Origin of the sequence: Stenotrophomonas sp. HMSC10F07, assembly GCF_001807895.1 — a bacterium.
In the GTDB taxonomy this organism is placed as follows: Bacteria; Pseudomonadota; Gammaproteobacteria; order Xanthomonadales; family Xanthomonadaceae; genus Stenotrophomonas; species Stenotrophomonas sepilia.
In genome coordinates this window covers 1-15,609 of record NZ_KV791389.1, presented here as the reverse complement: position 1 = coordinate 15,609, position 15,609 = coordinate 1, and the positions used below count along the sequence as shown (strand labels likewise).

The window sequence follows — 15,609 nt, the reverse complement described above, 5'->3', positions numbered from 1 at the left end:
TCAGAGCCCGTTGCTGTGCAACGGGCTCTGACCCCATCTCTGATTCATTTCCGGCCGGCGATGCATAGACTGGGCGCATGTCCATCGAACTCCGCCACCTGCGCTACTTCCTCGCCGTCGCCGATACGCTGCACTTCGGCCAGGCGGCGGAGCGGCTGGGCATGTCACAGCCGCCGCTCAGCCAACAGATCCGCCAGCTGGAAGAACTGATTGACGCGCGCCTGTTCGTGCGCAGCCATCGCCGCGTGCAGCTGACGCCTGCGGGTGAGCTGCTGCAGGAACGTGCACGCGCCATCGTGCTGCAGGTGGAAACGGCCGTGGACGAGGTGCAGCGTGCACAGCGTGGTGAGCAGGGTGAACTGCACATCGGTCTGACTCGCGCCACGCCGCTGTCGCCGCAGATTCCGCGTTCGATCCTGCGCTACCGTCAGCAGTACCCGCAGGTGCGGCTGCAGCTGAGCGAGATGAACACGCTGCAGCAGATCGACGCGCTGCTCGACGGTTCACTGGACGTGGGCATCATCCGCAAGCGCGCGCTGCCGCCGGAACTGGTGGCTCACAGCCTGTTCGTCGACCCGCTGGCGCTGATCGTGCACGCCGACCACCCTGCCCTGCGCAGGCTGTCGAAGCAGGGCACGCTGTCGCTGCGCGACTTCGCGCAGGAGCCATTCGTAGCGTTCCGCCGCAGCGCCGGCGCGGGCATCCACGACCACATGATCGCGTTGTGCGCGGCGGCGGGCTTCACGCCGCGCATCGTGCAGGAAGCCGGTGAAGCATCGACGTTGATCAGCCTGGCCGCTGCGGGCCTGGGTGCGGCGATCCTGCCGTCGTCATGCGATCACATACGCGTGGAAGGATCGCGCTTCGTGGCACTGGCCGATGCCGGCGCGCATTCGGAAGTGCAGCTCGCCTGGCACCGCGAACGGGTAACGCCGCTGATCCGCAATTTCGCCACGCTGCTGCGTGAGGCGTTCGCCGAAGGGTGAAGTGCAACCCACCCGGGTAGTGCCGGCCGCTGGCCGGCAACCCCACATGGGCCGGCATGCCGGCCAGCGGCCGGCACTACCGTACGCGGTGGATCACGCGGTGACCGGCTGCGGCGCGCGCTGCTGCAGTGCCCAGACGATACCGCCGCCGACCAGCGTCAGCACGGCCGCGAACGCGCACACGCCGAGCCAGTCCCAAGCCGCATAGGCCAGGCCACCGACCCCGCCCAGCACGCTGGATCCCAGGTAGTAGGCGAACAGGTACATCGCCGAGGCTTCGGCGCGCATCGTACCGGCGCGGCTGCCAACCCAGCTGCTGGCCACCGAGTGGCCGCCGAAGAAGCCGAACGTGACCAGCGCGATACCCAGTGCCATCGCACTCAGCCACGGCATTGCCAGCAGTGCGATGCCCGCGCCGATCAACGCGAACGAGACCGACAGGATGCGGCCGCGCCCGTAGCGCGTTGCCTGCTGGCCCATCCACGCCGAACTGAAGGTGCCCACCAGATAGACGCTGAAGATCAGGCCGACCACGGTCTGGCTGAGGTGGTACGGCGGCGCCAGCAGGTGGTAGCCCAGGTAGTTGTAGAGGGTGACGAACACGCCCATCAGCACGAACGAGGTGGCGAACAGCCACGGCAGGCCCGGGTCAGCGAACAGCATGCGCCAGCGCGACGGCAACCGGCGCAGGCCGTCACGACGGGGATGGAAGTGGCGCGACGGCGGCAGCTGAAGCCACAGCAGCACGGTGCTGGCCACCGCGATGATCGAGACCACGCCGATACCCCAGCGCCAGCCCCAGTGGTCAGCGATGATGCCGGCCAGCAGGCGTCCGCTCATGCCACCGATGGCGTTGCCGCCGATGTACAGGCCCATCGCCAGGCCCAGCGCGCGGCTGTCCATTTCCTCGACCAGGTAGGTCATCGCCACCGCCGGCACGCCGCTCAGCGCCAGGCCGAGCAGCGTGCGCAATACCAGCAGCGTGGTCCAGTCATCCACCAGCGCCGAGCTCAGCGACAGCATGGCCGAGGCCAGCAACGCGACGATCATCAACGGGCGGCGGCCGACCGCATCGGACAGCAGACCAGCCAGCAGCATCGCCACGGCCAAGGTGCCGGTGGTCAGCGACAACGACATCGCGCTGCCGGCGGCGGACACGCTGAAATGGCGGCTGAACTCGGGCAGCAGCGGCTGCACCGTGTACAGCAGGCCGAAGGTGGAAAAGCCGGCCAGGAACAACGCCAACGCGGTGCGGCGGAAGGCCGGTGTGCCCTGCTGGACGCGGGTCTCGGCGCTGGAGTCGACAGTGGGGGGGCGGTGTTCGACGGCCGCCGCGGTTTCGCCAGTCATGGGATCGATGGGCCGGTGGGGGCGGCCAAGCGTGGGAGGGAACGGGCCTCAGACTAGGCCCGTCTATCCAGTCGATCCATAACCTGATAGGTCATGATTGATATACGAGAAGTATCAATTCAGCTTACAGGCGCTGCCACTCGAAGCCGTCGCCCCGGCGGTAGTACACCGCCACCGCGCGGCCGTAGAGCTTGTCGGCGTCGACGAAGCCGAAGAAGCGGCCATCGAAGCTGTTGCCGCGGTGGTCACCCAGCACCAGCACCTTGCCGGCTGGCACCACCAGGTCGGCGATGTCCGGACCGCCGCCCATGTCCAGATCAAGGCGGGCACGTCGCTCGCCGAAGGCTTCCACGTCCTGCAGGTCGGCCATCTGCAGCGGCTGCCCGTTGATGCTCAGATGGCCCTCGCGCATCTGCACATGGTCACCGGCCACCGCCGCCACGCGCTTGATCAGGCGGGTGCCGTCGGCCGGTGAGTCGAAGACCGCCACCTCGCCACGCTGCGGGGTGCCGGTCGCCATCAGTTCCGTGTTGGTGAACGGCAGGCGCAGACCGTAGGCGCGCATGTCCACCACCACCCGGTCGCCGGGCTGCAGGGTCGGCTGCATCGAACCACTCGGCACCACGTAATGGTTGGCCAGGGTATCGCGGGCGGCGGCGAGCAGGCCGAGCATCACCAGCAACGGCAGCGCCTCTTTCTTCAGCCAGGCCAGCGCGCGTTCGGAAAAGGGAGGGCGGGCAACAGCGTCCATGGCAGGATCCGGGTGGGTGGTAGCTGCATCAGACCACATCCGGGCCGAAGAGGTTCCCGCACCGGCTTGTTGTAGAGCCGAGCCCGCGCTCGGCTGCTCTTCAAGCGTCGGTGCACGCCAGCCGAGCGTAGGCTCGGCTCTATAGGATGGGTTACGCAGGTTTTACGCCCCGGCCCGGCCGCGGGCATCGCACCTTTACGGGCAGCACGCGCATCGTGTGCCCACCGCGCCACACGGCGCATTCCGCAAGGTGTTGTATGACCCTCCTGGTGATCCGCCACGCCTCTTCGTCGGCACCGCGCCCCCAACTGCCGGCACAGCTGGCCGGCCATCGCGTGCTGTGCAGCGACTGCGCCAGCCTGTCCGAGGTACGCCAGTGCCTGTGCCAGCCGCAGGCGCGCTCGGCCGACTGGGTACTGCTGGATGTCGGTGCCGCCGACGAGGCGCAATGGCAGGCCGAAGGTGGCGCGCTGCAGGCGGCGCTGGAACGGCTGCCGGCGCAGTACATCGAGTTGCAGGCACCCAGCGAACCTGGTCTGGATGCACGCCTGCGCCTGCAGCACGGCCCCGCCGCCGTGGTGGTCGACCAGCGCAGCCAGCAGGCCGGTTACCCGTTGTCGCTGGCCATTGTCGGCCGCCGCCTGGCGCAGGAGGGCTGAGTCATGTCGATCTTCATCATCCGCGGCCCGGAAGCGGCCGGCGCCCTGATCCGCACCGCGATGCCGCTGCCGGCACCGGTCCTGAAGTCGCTGGTGCATCGCGCGATCGACGCCGGCACCAGCGTGGCGATCCGCGCCTGCGGTTCGGAACAGGAGCTGCTTGATGCGCTGCGCGTGGCCGATCACAGCCGCGGCGAGGTGACGCTGCTCGATCCGGGTGCGTGTGCCAACAGTCTGCGCCTGCAGCGGCTGCTGCCCTATCTGCACAACGCGTACGTAGAGGTGCATGACGACGGCGCAGTGGCCGAACCGTGCCTGCCGGCTGGTGTCGGCCAGCGCCTGGGCATCGCTGCTGGGTATGGCGCGCAGAGTTATGTGCTGGCGCTGGATATCGCGCTCGATCACCTGGGCCTGGCCGAGCAGGCGAACCGCGTGCACGTGGGGACGTAATGCCGATCGTAGCGCCGAGCCCATGCTCGGCTGCGTCTCCAGAAAAAGCCAGCCGAGCATGGGCTCGGCTCTACACAAAGAAAAACGGCGGGGGTGCCCCCGCCGTTTCCGCTTTCTTATTTCAGCCCGCGGAACTTCAGCAGCGGTTCCACCGACGGGTCCTTGCCGCGGAAATCGCGGTACAGGGTCGACAGCTCCACGCTGTTGCCGCGCGAGAGGATCTTGTCGCGGAACTCCTGGCCGTTGGCCGCCGTCAGCCCACCGTGTTCGGTGAACCACTGGTAGGCGTCATGGTCCAGCACTTCGGCCCAGAAGTAGGCGTAGTAACCGGCCGAGTAACCACCACCCCAGATATGGTCGAAGTAGGTGGTGCGGTAGCGCGGCGGTACCTGCGGCAGGTCGACCTTGAACTTCTTCAGCGCGCTGGCTTCAAAGGCGCCGACATCCTGCAGCGGTGCATCGGCCTTCTGCGTGTGCCAGGCCAGGTCGAGCAGCGCGGCCGACAGGTATTCGGTGGTCGCATAGCCCTGGTTGAAGCTGCGCGCCTTGAGAATCTTGTCGACCAGTTCCTGCGGCATCGCCTCGCCGGTCTTGTAGTGCTTGGCGTAGTTGGCGAATACCTTCGGGTCCAGTGCCCAGTGCTCGTTGAACTGCGACGGGAACTCGACGAAGTCACGCGAGGTGGCGGTGCCGGCGATCGACGGGTACTTCACGTTCGAGAACATGCCGTGCAGCGCATGGCCGAACTCATGGAACATGGTGGTGACGTCGTCGAAGCTGATCAGCGCCGGCTGGCCGGCGGCCGGCTTGGTGAAGTTGCAGACGTTGTAGACCACCGGCTTGGCACCGGTCAGGCCGTCCTGCTCGACGAACACGTCCATCCAGGCGCCGCCGGACTTGCTGTCACGCTTGAAGTAGTCGGTGTAGAACAGGGCCAGCGAGGTGCCGTCCTTGTCGAACACTTCGTACACCTTCATGTCCGGGTTGTAGGTCGGAATGTCGGTGCGCGGCTTGAAGGTGATGCCGTACAGCTGGGTGGCGGCGTAGAAGACGCCGTTCTGCAGCACGTTGTCCAGTTCGAAGTACGGCTTGATCTGCGACTCGTCGAGATCGTACTTGGCCTTGCGCACCTGCTCGGCGTAGAAGTCCCAGTCCGAAGCGGCGACCTGGAATCCGCCCTTCTGCGCGTCGATGACCTTCTGGATCTCACCGGCCTCGGCGCGCGCCTTGGCGGTGGCGGCTGGCACGGTGTCGGTCAGCAGCTTGAGCGCGGCAGCCGGAGTCTTGGCCATCTGGTCGCCCAGCTGATAGTCGGCGAAGGTGTCGAAGCCGAGCAGCTTGGCCTTCTGCGCACGCAGCTGGGCCAGGCGCTGCACGGTCTGCCGGGTGTCGTTGGCATCACCGCGCTCGGCGCGGGTTTCAGAGGCCTTCAGAACGGCGGCACGCTGGTCGCGATCGCTCAGCGAGCCGAGCACCGGCTGCTGGGTGGTGTTCTGCAGCGGCAGCAGGAATTTGCCATCCAGCTTGCGGTCCTTGGCGGCGGCCGCAGCGTTGTTGATCGCGCCCTCGTCCAGGCCGGCCAGCTTGGCCTTGTCGTCAACGACAACAGCCGCAGCGGCGGTCGCGGCCACCAGGCGGGTGTGGAACTGGGTGGAGAGCGTGGTCTCTTCCACGTTGAGCTTGCGCAGGGTCGCCTTGTCAGCGTCGGACAGCTGCGCACCGGCGCGCACCAGGCCATCGTAATAGTGCTCGACCAGGCGCTTCTGCACCGGGTCCAGCTCCAGCGTGTCACGCTGGTCGTACAGCGACTTCACGCGCGCGAACAGCTTCGGATCGAGGTTGATCTCGTCCTGGTGCGCGGCCAGCTTTGGCGCCACTTCTTCCTGGATCTTCTGGCGCGCATCGTTGGTGTCGGCCTGGACCAGGCCGAAGAAGATGCGCGACACGCGGGTCAGGGTCTCGCCGCTGCGCTCCATCGCCACGATGGTGTTGTCGAAGGTGGCCGGCTCGCTGCTGTCGGCGATCTTGCGCACGTCGGCCAGGTGCTGGCGCATGCCTTCTTCGAACGCCGGCAGGTAGTCGCTGTCCTTGATCTTGTCGAACGGCGGGGCCTGGAACGGCAGCGTGCTGGCACTCAGCAGCGGATTGGTGGAGGCTTCGGCCGGCTGCGGGGCCGGGGTCTTCTGGGCATCGGTCACGGGGGTGGACTCCTTGCCGGAACAGGCCGCCAACGCCAGGCTGATGGCGGCGGCCAGGACTACGGTACGCGACATGTAAAACGCTCCTTGGGCAGACGGTATGGATACCAGCCCTCCACCCTACTCCTGTCGCGCTCGCCCGGCATGTGCCGGACGTGGCGTCTATGCGGCGGCCTGCGGCCGGCTCAGACCGTACCGCGGGTCTTGCCGATCCAGGGCCGGTAGAACTCGCGGATGGCAGCCATGTCGGCCACATCGTCGCCACTCGGGGTGAACAGCGGACCGATGCCGATGGTCTTTTCCGGATAGTGGAAATACGCGGTCAGGATCGGCACGTCGGCCATCCGGGCGATCTTCAGGAAGCCGGCCTTCCACTCCTTCACCGCCTTGCGGGTGCCCTCGGGGGTGATGGCGAACCACATCTTCTCGTTGTTGCGCAGCAGGTCCACCGCCTGGCCCACCGTACCCTGTGGCGAGCTGCGATCGAGCGGAATCACGCCCAGCCGGTGCAGCAACGGGCCCAGCGGCCACCAGAACAGCGAGGCCTTGCCCAGCACCTTCACCTTCATGCCCAGCGCGATCTTGGCCGCCATGCCCCACAGCCCGTCCCAGTTGGACGAATGCGGGGCGATGATGAAGACCAGCCTCGGGATGTCAGGCAGGGTGCCGGTCACCTTCCAGCCCCCCATGCGCAGGGTGCAGCGCGCCAGCCAGCGCAGGAAGGCGTTGGGTTTGACCTGCGGCATCTGCGGCGGCACGGCCGGCAGCAACGAAGTCGGGTTGTTCAAGCAATCACTCCCAGTCACGTGATGAGCGCCCGCGCTTGATCTGCGCGCGCCCGCGTTTGGCGTCCAGACGACGCAGTTTCGACCCGAGGGTCGGCTTGGTGGCTTTGCGCGGTTTGGGCACGCTCAGCCCGGCCTGGATGAAGGCCGCCAGCCGCTCGCGCGCATCCTCGCGATTGCGATCCTGGGTGCGGAAACGTTGCGCGTCGATGACCAGCACGCCTTCGCCGGTCATGCGCCGGTCACGCCGCGCCAACAGCCGCGCGCGCAACGGTTCGGGCAACGAGGGCGAGTTGGCCACGTCGAAACGCAGTTCCACCGCAGTGGACACCTTGTTGACGTTCTGGCCGCCGGCGCCGCTGGCGCGCACGAACCGCTCGACGATCTCGCCGTCGGGGATTTCAAGCTGCGCGCTGATGGTGACCGGTCCACTGCCCATCCGCGCATTGTAGCGGCAGGCACGTGGTGGAGTGCGCCATCGCGCCCCGTATGCCGCCGATCAGGCGCCGAACACGCCGCCTTCGCCTGGGCTGCGGGTATGCTGGCGGTCCCATGTACCGCAGGAAGCCCGCATGACCCGCTTCGCACCCGCCCTGCCGTCCCTGCTTCGCCGCGCCGCACTGCTGCTGGCACTGGCCACGGCCAGCGTCCCGGCCCTGGCCGCCCCGCCGACCGACGGCGACATCAACCGCCTGCTGTCGGCCTCGCGCGCGCAGAGCATGATCGACACCATGGTGCCGCAGATCGAAGCCATGCAGCAGCAGCAGTTCCAGCAGGTGGCCGCGCAGCGCCAGCTCACCGCCCAGCAGCAGGAGCAGCTGAAGCGGATCCAGGCGCGGACCAGCCAGACCCTGCGCCAGGCCATGTCGTGGCAGCAGCTGCGGCCGATGTACGTGGACCTGTACAAGAAGACGTTCAGCAAGGAAGACGTGCTGGCGATGGCCGAGTTCTACGAGAGCGCGGCAGGCCAGAGCCTGCTGGACAAGACCCCGGCACTGATGCAGAACGTGATGGTGGCCATCCAGGCGCGCATGCAGCCGCTGTTTGCGGACCTGCAGAAAGACCTGGAAGCGATCGTCAACGAGCCGGAAAAGAAACGAGAATGAGGTAGTGCCGGCCGCTGGCCGGCTCCCCAGTACACCTGGAATCACGCAGCTGCCGGCCAGCGGCCGGCACTACCGTCAAACTGCGTCCACCTGCCAGCCGAACAGGTCCAGTGCCTTCTGGAACTGGTGGTCCAGTGGCGCACTGACATCCACGTTGCCGCCCTCCGGATGCGGAAAACGCAGGCGCTCGGCGTGCAGCAGCATGCGGTGCACGCCCTGCATGCGGAAGATGCGGTTGTGGCGCCCATCGCCGTGGCTGGTATCGCCGATCATGTGATGCGACAGGTGCTTGAGGTGACGGCGGATCTGCCGGAAGCGCCCGGTCTGCGGCTGGCAGCGCAGCAGCGCGTAGCGCGAGCTGCTGAATTCGCCCACCGGCACCGACAGCTCGCCAGTGGCCAGGCGCTGGAAATCGGTGATCGCCGGCTTCTTCACCGGCTTGCCCGGCCCACCGTCCAGATCATGGTCCACCCGCCAGGACAGCTCGGCCGGCCAGCCTCGGCAGACTGTCAGGTAGTCCTTGGCCACTTCGCCACCCATCAGTGCCTTGCCCAGCGAACTGGCGGTTTCGCGGTCAAAGGCCAGGAGCAGGCAGCCACTGGTGGCCCGGTCCAGGCGGTGCACGAGGAAGATCGGCCGCCCCAGCTGCTCACGCAGGCGGTCGGCCAGGAAATCATCTTCGCCACGGGCCAGCTTGCTGTCGTGGACCATCAGCCCGGCAGGCTTGTTGACCACGGCCAGGCGCTCATCCAGGTGCAGCAGCTGCAGGGGCGCGGTTTCAGTCTCGACCGCGGCGAGGGTGTCAGGTTCGGTACTCACCGCGGGATTATAAGGGTGCCCTGTATGGGGTCAGATCCCTTTTCCACGGGAAAAGGGATCTGACCCGGGGTCTGTGGCGTGGCAATCAGCCGTTGCGCACGGCCAGCAGTTCGCCGTTGCCCACCGGCACCACGCTGGTGCTGAAGTCCGGATCGGCATCCAGCAGCAGGCACAAGGGTTTCATCTCTTCCGCGTGCGAGGTGGCGTTGTCCACAACCAGCAGGCCCCCTGGCCGCAGCACGCGGCGCAGTTGCGGCCACCAGCCGGCGTACTGCCCGCGGTCCGAATCCAGGAACAGCAGGTCGATGCAGCCTTCGCCGGCCTCTGCCAACCACTGCCCGGCATCGCCATGCACCAGCGTGATGTGCGCGGCCAACCCGCTGCGCGCAAAGGTGGATCGCGCCATCGCCACCTTGTCCTCGGCGAATTCCAGCGTGGTCACGTGGCCGTCGATGGCGGCGGCCGCTTCGGCCAGCCACAGCGTGGAGTAGCCATTGGAGGTGCCGATTTCCAGCACCCGGCGCGCGGTGCCGAAACGCACCAGTACCGACAGGAATTCACCGGTGTCCGGCGTGATGTTGAGCATGCGCCGAGCGCGCTCGGTTTCATGCGCGTCGTTTTCAGCGCCGAAGTGCATCAGTTCCTTCTTCAATTCCGAAAGCCGCATCGTCATCGCTTCTTTCAATTGCCGCAGCAAGGGTGAGCATTGTGGCCTGTCCGGCCACATTTCGTACTCCTCCTAGCCCCGCGCCGCGCTCACGTTGCGATAGTTCCCGCCTTCTTCACGCGGGACGGTGCACCCGCCCGCTGCCCTCTTGGTTTCCGCAAGGACACGGCCATGGTTCTCGACATTCTGGCAATCGGCGCCCACCCCGACGACATCGAACTCGGTTGCGGCGGCAGCCTGGCCAAACTGGCCCGCGCCGGTGCACGCATCCATGCGCTGGTGCTCAGCCGTGGGGGCCGTGGCTGCCATGCCGGCATCGACCGCGGCGACGAATCGCACCGCGCGTTGCGGCGCTTGGGTGTGGCCGAGGTGATCCAGCGGGACTTCCCGGATACCCGCTTTCCTGCCTGCCGCAACGACATCGTCGCGGCGCTCGAGCAGGCCTGCGCGCAGATCGCACCGCATCGCGTCTACACGATGTGTGGCGAAGACCATCACCAGGACCATCGCACCGTCCATGAAGCGTCGATCATCGCCTGCCGCAGCATCCCGCAGATCCTCTGCTACGAGAGCCCCAGCACGTTGCCACAGTTCGCACCGCAGGTATTCGAGGACATCAGCGCACAGCTGGACCTGAAGATCCATGCCTTGCGCGAGCATGCCAGCCAGGGCGATCGCCACTACATGCAGGAGGATCACCTGCGCTGCCATGCGCAGTTCCGCGGCCAGCAGATCGGCATCGGCCCCAGTGAAGGCTTCGTGCCCTACCGGCTGGTGCTGTGATGAAAACGCTGCTGTTCCTGGCCATGTGTGCCTTCATCCTGGTGCGTGTGTGTGTGCAGGCCTTGCGCCGCCCCAGCACGCGCCTGTACAGCATCGATGCGATCGTGCCGGCCTACAACGAAGCCCCCTGCCTGGAGCGCTCGTTGACCAGCCTGCTGCAGAACCCCTACGTGGCGCGGGTGATCTGCGTGAACGATGGTTCCACCGACAACACCGCGCAGGTGCTCGATGCGCTGCAGGCGCACTGGCCCGGGCGCCTGGTGGCGGTGCATCAGTCCAACACCGGCAAGGGCGGCGCGCTGATGCATGGCCTGCAGCACGCCACCGCCGAGCAGGTGTTCCTGACCGACGCCGACACCCATATCGATCCGCGCGGCCACGGCCTGGGCCACCTGCTGGACGAGATCGAGCGCGGTGCCGATGCGGTCGGTGGCGTGCCGTCGTCCAGCCTGCAGGGTGCCGGCTTCCTGCCGCATGTGCGCGCCAGCCTGAAGCTGCCGATGATCGTCATCAAGCGCAGCTTCCAGCAGTGGCTGGGCGGCGCCCCCTTCATTGTCTCCGGTTCGTGTGGCCTGTTCCGTACCTCGGTGCTGCGCAAGGTCGGCTTCTCCGACCGCACCCGCGTGGAAGACCTGGACATGTCCTGGTCGCTGGTCGCGCAGGGGTACCGCGTCCGCCAGAGCGTGCGCTGCGTGGTCTACCCGCAGGAATGCAACACGCTGGTGGAGGAATGGCGGCGCTGGCGGCGCTGGATCGTCGGCTATGCGGTGTGCATGCGCCTGCATCGCGGACTGCTGCTGACCCGTTTCGGCCTGTTCAGCATCCTGCCGATGATGCTGCTCGCGCTGGCCGGCATCGTGCTGACCCTACAGGTCTGGTTCGGTGCGGCCCTGCTGCATGGGCCTGGTGGCCTCGCCCTGTCGGTGATGCCACTGTTCTGGATTGGCATCGTCATGTTGCTGGCGGTGATCAGTGCGATCCATCACCGCCGGGCGTGGCTGGTACCCGCCGCCGCGTTCTCGATGTTGTACGTGCTGCTCGCCTACGCGATCTGGTTGATGCACGGCGTGGCCGGGCTGTTCACCGGACGCGAACCGCTGCGCGACAAACCGACCAGGTATCCGCATGTGGTGGAATGACCTGACCGCGATGGCCGCCGCGCTTTCGACGCTGCCACCGCACGTCGATTCCACTGCACAGGTTTCGCCGCGCGCGGTGGTGCAGGGCAAGGTGAGGATCGGCGCCGGCAGCCGCATCTGCGACGGCGCCCAGCTGCAGGGGCCGGTATCGATCGGCCGCGACTGCCTGATCGGCAACAATGCGCTGCTGCGCGGCCCACTGCGTATCGGTGACGGCGTGCGCATCGGCTTTGCAGGTGAACTGAAGAACGCACTGATCGGCGACGGCGCCTGCATCGGCCCGCAATGTTTCATCGCCGACAGCCGCGTCGACGCCCGTGCCTACCTGGGCGCGCTGGTACGCACCAGCAACCATCGCCTGGATGGTGCGACGGTCGCCGTCCACATCGGCAATACCGTCATCGACAGCCAGCGCGACAAGCTCGGCGCCTGGATCGGTGAGGGCGCCGCGCTGGGTGTGGGCGTGATCATCCTGCCCGGTCGCATCGTCGCGCCGGGCAGCCAGTTCGGACCGCGCATCACCGTGGAACGAAACCTGCCGCCCGGTCGCTACCGGCTGCTGCAGTCGCTGCATTCCCAACCCCTGGAGTAACCCCATGCGATTGATCATCCGTGGCGCACTGCCGTGTGCCCTGCTGCTGGCTGTGTCCAGCGCCCACGCCGGCATCGACCGGGTCTCGGTGCAACTGGACCATGCCGACTACACCGACGGCTTCGGCAAGCGTGACGTACAGACCGTGGACGTGGCCGGCCGCAGCGGTGACAGCCGTTGGCATCTGGGCCTGGCCCATGGCGAACGCGACTACGGCAGCAAGCGCTTCGGCGGCAATCGCGTGCAGGGTTCGCTGCACCAGCGCTGGAGTCCTCGCGTCTCGACCCGCACTGCCTTCACTGCCTCCAACGATGACCCGGTGTTCGTCAACCGCCAGGTCAACCAGGACCTGCAGTGGCACGTGGCACCGCAGACCGTGCTGAGCGTAGGCGGCAAGTACGCCCAGTACCATGCCGGTGCATACGTGAGCGGCTGGTCGGTGGGCGCAGCGCATTACTTCCCGCGCGTGACCGCCTCACTGCGCCACGAGCGGCATCGCCAGTCCAATGGGCCCGACGGCCATGGCACCACGTTGTCACTGCGCCTGAAGGATGCGCAGGGCCGTGGGTCGACCCAGCTGTGGCTGGGCAGCGGTACTTCCGGCTACACCGCCGATGCCGATCCGCTGCTGCTGCGCGAACACGATGCACGACGTGCCTTCCTGCGCCGCAGCCAGCCGCTGGGCGAGCATCTGGTGTTGGACATGGGCATCGGCAAGACCTGGCACAGGACGCGCCTGGACCGCTTCCAGAGCGTGCAGTCGCACCTGGGCCTGGGCTATCACTGGTAGAGCCGTGGCCGGTCGGCGGCGCGTGACGCCGCCGACTGTGGATCAACAGGGATCAGCGCCACCACGCGCGCGCCAGCGCCGCCGCGCCGACGGCACCAGACACCCAGCTCCACATCGGCAGGTCGCCCCAGTACCAACCCGGTGGCTGCAGCACGTACATCAGCGCGGCGATGGCCAGCAGGCCGACGCCGGTGATCGCGCCGACCGCGCGCCTCTGCAGGCCCTGCACGCTGGCATCCAGCGCAACCAGATCGCGCGAGCGCATCGCCAGCTCGTGGCGCCCCTCCACCTGCTGGGTCAGCCAAGCGTGTACCAGGCGCGGCATGTCCGGCGCGTGGGTCATGATTTCCGGCAACCGCTTGCCGATCTCGCGCACCACCCGGCGTGGGCTGTAGCGCTCGCGCAGGATCTTCGCCAGCACCGGCTTGGCCACCGCCCAGATATCGATCTGCGGATCCAGCTGGCGGCCAACACCTTCGATGTTCAGCAGGGTCTTCTGCAGCAGGATCAGCTGCGGCTGCAGGGTCAGCTGGTAGCGCTGCGCCACGCGGAACAGCTTCATCAGCACTTCGGCCAGCGAGATCTGCGACAGCGGGCGGGTGAAGTACGGCTCGCACACCGAACGCACGGCCGCTTCCAGATCATCGATGCGTACGTGATCGGGCATCCACCGCGCCTGCACGTGCAGTTCGGCGATGCGGCGGTAATCGCGGTTGAAGATGGCCATGAAGTTCTCAGCCAGGTAGTACTGATCCTCCTGCGACAGCTGGCCCATGATGCCGAAGTCCAGCGCGATGAATCGCGGGTTGGCGCGGCGGCCCGGATCGGTGTCGACCCAGATGTTGCCGGCGTGCGCATCGGCATGGAAGAAGTTGTCGCGGAACACCTGGGTGTAGAAGACCCGCACGCCCTTGGCGGCCAGTGCCTTGCGGTCGATGCCCGCCTTGTCGAGCGCGGCGATGTCGTCGGACGGAATGCCCCACACGCGCTCCAGGGTCAGCGCGCGCTCGGCGGTATGGCTCCAGATCACTTCCGGCACGTACAGGTCGTCGCTGTTCTCCCAGAAGCGGCGCAGCACGCTGGCATTGGCGCCTTCGCGCTGCAGGTCCAGCTCGGCGGCGAGGGTGTTCTCGACTTCGGCCACCACTTCGCGCGGTCGGATCTTGTCGGCACGCGGATGGGTACGCTCGACCAACGCGGCCAGCGAGTTGAGCAGGGCGATGTCGGCATCGATCTGCTTCTCGATGCCGGGGCGCAGTACCTTGACCACCACCTGGCGGCCATCGGCCAGCGTGGCCGCATGCACCTGCGCGATCGAAGCCGAGGCCAGTGGTTCGGTATCGAAGCTGGCGAACGCCTCGCTGACCGGCAGGCCAAGCGCTTCCTCGACAATGCGGCGCGCAGTGTCACCGTCGAACGGCTTGACCCGGTCCTGCAGCAGGGTCAGCTCATTGGCCACATCCGGCGGCACCAGGTCGCGGCGTGTGGAGAGGATCTGGCCGAACTTGACGAAGATCGGGCCGAGATCCTGCAGCGCCAGGCGCAGGCGCGCACCGCGCGACTGTGCGGCGATGTCGGCCGAGGCACGCGGCACGAACGGCTTGGCCAGGCGCAGCCAACGCTCGGCCGGCGTGCCCTGCAGCAGATCGTCAAGGCGGTAACGCAGGATCACCCGGCCGATGCGGCTCGCCCGCAGCACGGCCTTCATGCGGCACCCCGCAGGCGCTGCACGCGCGCGCCAAGACGCTCGACGTCATCGCGCAGCACGTCCACATCATCATGGAAGGCATCCAGTTCGGCGCGCGGCACCACGTCGCGCGATTCCTCGGTGATGAATTCGGCGGCGCTGTAGGCCAGGTCGATCGCCCCCTGGCGCGCGTGCTGCAGGGCGCTGCGCAGGGTGTTGGCGACCTGCACGCCCAGTACCTCGCCGAATACGCTGACGAAGGGCTGCTGCCAATCCGGGTCGAAGCCCTTGGCCAGCTGCTGCAGGCGCCGCGCCAGTTCGGCGTCACCGGCCACGCGTACACGGCCTTTGTTGTTGGACTCGCCGCGCCGTGCGTTGGCCAGCAGCGGCAGCTGCGCCAGCACGCCGGCCAGGCTGCTGCGCACGGCCAGGTCGGCTTCCTGCGCATCCACCGGGCCGACCCGCAGCTGGTCGCCGTCGACGCTGATGCGCATCGCCAGCGACGGCGCTTCCAGGGTCAGGTCGATGTGCCGGCCATCGAGGCTGGCCAGGGCATGGCGGGTATCCGGATCCAGCGCCAGCGCGCGGTTCAGGGCGATCTGCAGGGCGCGGCCAGCGACCGGCTTGAGGGACTTGAGCAGGGAAAGAGCCATGGGCGCATTCTACCTGCGTGGGTGGGGGGCTTGGGCCGGGCTACCGCCCGGCACCCGCGGTAGTGCCGGCCGCTGGCCGGCAACCTCAACACCAACAGCAACAGCATGCATTCCGTGGGTTGGCGGGATGGGTCCGGTTGCGGGAGACGCCGTAAACCCATCCTTGGGGGCTTGGCCGCGGCATCCATGCCGCG

The 15,609-nt window shown here is 67.4% G+C and carries 17 protein-coding genes; 8 read left to right on the top strand and 9 right to left on the bottom strand.

The window, feature by feature from the left end:
• The first annotated feature begins 77 nt into the window (after positions 1-77).
• Positions 78-986, top strand: a complete 909-nt coding sequence (locus HMPREF3114_RS11020) for a LysR family transcriptional regulator (RefSeq protein ID WP_053501211.1) — start codon at positions 78-80, stop codon at positions 984-986.
• A gap of 93 nt (positions 987-1,079) precedes the next feature.
• Here the strand turns inward: HMPREF3114_RS11020 and HMPREF3114_RS11015 are convergent, their stop codons facing one another.
• Together HMPREF3114_RS11015 and lepB are read right to left on the bottom strand one after the other, a co-directional pair.
• Entirely contained in the window at positions 1,080-2,336 is a 1,257-nt protein-coding gene (locus HMPREF3114_RS11015) for an MFS transporter (RefSeq protein WP_070489774.1), read from the bottom strand.
• 124 nt (positions 2,337-2,460) lie between these two features.
• Positions 2,461-3,087, bottom strand: coding sequence for a signal peptidase I (gene lepB, locus HMPREF3114_RS11010; protein ID WP_053501214.1), 627 nt, complete (start codon positions 3,085-3,087; stop codon positions 2,461-2,463).
• Between the two features lie 257 nt (positions 3,088-3,344).
• On the opposite strand from lepB, the gene HMPREF3114_RS11005 reads away from it, so the two are divergent.
• Together HMPREF3114_RS11005 and HMPREF3114_RS11000 are read left to right on the top strand one after the other, a co-directional pair.
• Positions 3,345-3,746, top strand: a complete 402-nt coding sequence (locus tag HMPREF3114_RS11005; protein WP_019661885.1) for a hypothetical protein — start codon at positions 3,345-3,347, stop codon at positions 3,744-3,746.
• A gap of 3 nt (positions 3,747-3,749) precedes the next feature.
• Positions 3,750-4,196 carry a 3-dehydroquinate dehydratase gene (locus HMPREF3114_RS11000; RefSeq protein WP_004153636.1) on the top strand — a complete coding sequence of 149 codons (447 nt, stop codon included), beginning with the start codon at positions 3,750-3,752 and terminating at the stop codon, positions 4,194-4,196.
• 116 nt (positions 4,197-4,312) lie between these two features.
• Here the strand turns inward: HMPREF3114_RS11000 and dcp are convergent, their stop codons facing one another.
• From dcp to arfB, 3 genes are all read right to left on the bottom strand, one after another.
• Positions 4,313-6,469, bottom strand: a complete 2,157-nt coding sequence (gene dcp / locus HMPREF3114_RS10995) for a peptidyl-dipeptidase Dcp (RefSeq protein WP_053500815.1) — start codon at positions 6,467-6,469, stop codon at positions 4,313-4,315.
• Between the two features lie 110 nt (positions 6,470-6,579).
• Positions 6,580-7,182 carry a lysophospholipid acyltransferase family protein gene (locus tag HMPREF3114_RS10990; protein ID WP_005420754.1) on the bottom strand — a complete coding sequence of 201 codons (603 nt, stop codon included), beginning with the start codon at positions 7,180-7,182 and terminating at the stop codon, positions 6,580-6,582.
• Between the two features lie 4 nt (positions 7,183-7,186).
• On the bottom strand, positions 7,187-7,618 hold the full coding sequence (gene arfB / locus HMPREF3114_RS10985) for an alternative ribosome rescue aminoacyl-tRNA hydrolase ArfB (protein WP_005420755.1): 432 nt from the start codon (positions 7,616-7,618) through the stop codon (positions 7,187-7,189).
• A gap of 133 nt (positions 7,619-7,751) precedes the next feature.
• Between arfB and HMPREF3114_RS10980 the strand changes: the two genes are divergently transcribed.
• Positions 7,752-8,285 (top strand): DUF2059 domain-containing protein, encoded by a 534-nt coding sequence (locus tag HMPREF3114_RS10980; protein WP_005420757.1) that lies wholly within the window; start codon positions 7,752-7,754, stop codon positions 8,283-8,285.
• A 75-nt stretch (positions 8,286-8,360) separates the two neighbouring features.
• Here HMPREF3114_RS10980 and HMPREF3114_RS10975 read toward each other — a convergent pair whose 3' ends face one another.
• A complete protein-coding gene (locus HMPREF3114_RS10975; protein ID WP_053500817.1) occupies positions 8,361-9,104 on the bottom strand; it encodes a pseudouridine synthase in 744 nt (247 codons plus the stop codon).
• Positions 9,105-9,189: 85 nt separating this feature from the next.
• Positions 9,190-9,777, bottom strand: coding sequence for an O-methyltransferase (locus tag HMPREF3114_RS10970; RefSeq protein WP_053500819.1), 588 nt, complete (start codon positions 9,775-9,777; stop codon positions 9,190-9,192).
• Positions 9,778-9,942: 165 nt separating this feature from the next.
• Between HMPREF3114_RS10970 and HMPREF3114_RS10965 the strand changes: the two genes are divergently transcribed.
• From HMPREF3114_RS10965 to HMPREF3114_RS10950, 4 genes are read left to right on the top strand one after another with little or no spacing between them, the layout of a single operon-like run.
• A complete protein-coding gene (locus tag HMPREF3114_RS10965) occupies positions 9,943-10,554 on the top strand; it encodes a PIG-L deacetylase family protein (RefSeq protein WP_053500821.1) in 612 nt (203 codons plus the stop codon).
• Positions 10,554-11,693, top strand: coding sequence for a glycosyltransferase family 2 protein (locus tag HMPREF3114_RS10960; RefSeq protein WP_069138104.1), 1,140 nt, complete (start codon positions 10,554-10,556; stop codon positions 11,691-11,693). Before HMPREF3114_RS10965 ends, HMPREF3114_RS10960 begins: the two co-directional genes overlap by 1 nt.
• Positions 11,680-12,285, top strand: coding sequence for an LbetaH domain-containing protein (locus HMPREF3114_RS10955; protein ID WP_070489772.1), 606 nt, complete (start codon positions 11,680-11,682; stop codon positions 12,283-12,285). The genes HMPREF3114_RS10960 and HMPREF3114_RS10955 overlap by 14 nt, the downstream gene beginning before the upstream one ends.
• 4 nt (positions 12,286-12,289) lie before the next feature.
• On the top strand, positions 12,290-13,075 hold the full coding sequence (locus tag HMPREF3114_RS10950; RefSeq protein ID WP_005420769.1) for a YaiO family outer membrane beta-barrel protein: 786 nt from the start codon (positions 12,290-12,292) through the stop codon (positions 13,073-13,075).
• A gap of 52 nt (positions 13,076-13,127) precedes the next feature.
• Here the strand turns inward: HMPREF3114_RS10950 and ubiB are convergent, their stop codons facing one another.
• Positions 13,128-14,783 (bottom strand): ubiquinone biosynthesis regulatory protein kinase UbiB, encoded by a 1,656-nt coding sequence (gene ubiB, locus HMPREF3114_RS10945; RefSeq protein ID WP_070489770.1) that lies wholly within the window; start codon positions 14,781-14,783, stop codon positions 13,128-13,130.
• Positions 14,780-15,415 (bottom strand): ubiquinone biosynthesis accessory factor UbiJ, encoded by a 636-nt coding sequence (locus tag HMPREF3114_RS10940; RefSeq protein ID WP_070489768.1) that lies wholly within the window; start codon positions 15,413-15,415, stop codon positions 14,780-14,782. Before HMPREF3114_RS10940 ends, ubiB begins: the two co-directional genes overlap by 4 nt.
• Positions 15,416-15,609: the final 194 nt, after the last annotated feature.

Coding starts and splice junctions, on each gene's coding strand:
- HMPREF3114_RS10970 (WP_053500819.1), bottom strand. CDS start 9,777: ATGACGATGCGGCTTTCGGAATTGAAGAAGGAACTGATGCACTTCGGC.
- HMPREF3114_RS11015 (WP_070489774.1), bottom strand. CDS start 2,336: ATGACTGGCGAAACCGCGGCGGCCGTCGAACACCGCCCCCCCACTGTC.
- HMPREF3114_RS10955 (WP_070489772.1), top strand. CDS start 11,680: ATGTGGTGGAATGACCTGACCGCGATGGCCGCCGCGCTTTCGACGCTG.
- ubiB (WP_070489770.1), bottom strand. CDS start 14,783: ATGAAGGCCGTGCTGCGGGCGAGCCGCATCGGCCGGGTGATCCTGCGT.
- lepB (WP_053501214.1), bottom strand. CDS start 3,087: ATGGACGCTGTTGCCCGCCCTCCCTTTTCCGAACGCGCGCTGGCCTGG.
- HMPREF3114_RS11005 (WP_019661885.1), top strand. CDS start 3,345: ATGACCCTCCTGGTGATCCGCCACGCCTCTTCGTCGGCACCGCGCCCC.
- HMPREF3114_RS11000 (WP_004153636.1), top strand. CDS start 3,750: ATGTCGATCTTCATCATCCGCGGCCCGGAAGCGGCCGGCGCCCTGATC.
- HMPREF3114_RS11020 (WP_053501211.1), top strand. CDS start 78: ATGTCCATCGAACTCCGCCACCTGCGCTACTTCCTCGCCGTCGCCGAT.
- HMPREF3114_RS10950 (WP_005420769.1), top strand. CDS start 12,290: ATGCGATTGATCATCCGTGGCGCACTGCCGTGTGCCCTGCTGCTGGCT.
- HMPREF3114_RS10980 (WP_005420757.1), top strand. CDS start 7,752: ATGACCCGCTTCGCACCCGCCCTGCCGTCCCTGCTTCGCCGCGCCGCA.
- HMPREF3114_RS10940 (WP_070489768.1), bottom strand. CDS start 15,415: ATGGCTCTTTCCCTGCTCAAGTCCCTCAAGCCGGTCGCTGGCCGCGCC.
- arfB (WP_005420755.1), bottom strand. CDS start 7,618: ATGGGCAGTGGACCGGTCACCATCAGCGCGCAGCTTGAAATCCCCGAC.
- HMPREF3114_RS10965 (WP_053500821.1), top strand. CDS start 9,943: ATGGTTCTCGACATTCTGGCAATCGGCGCCCACCCCGACGACATCGAA.
- HMPREF3114_RS10960 (WP_069138104.1), top strand. CDS start 10,554: ATGAAAACGCTGCTGTTCCTGGCCATGTGTGCCTTCATCCTGGTGCGT.
- dcp (WP_053500815.1), bottom strand. CDS start 6,469: ATGTCGCGTACCGTAGTCCTGGCCGCCGCCATCAGCCTGGCGTTGGCG.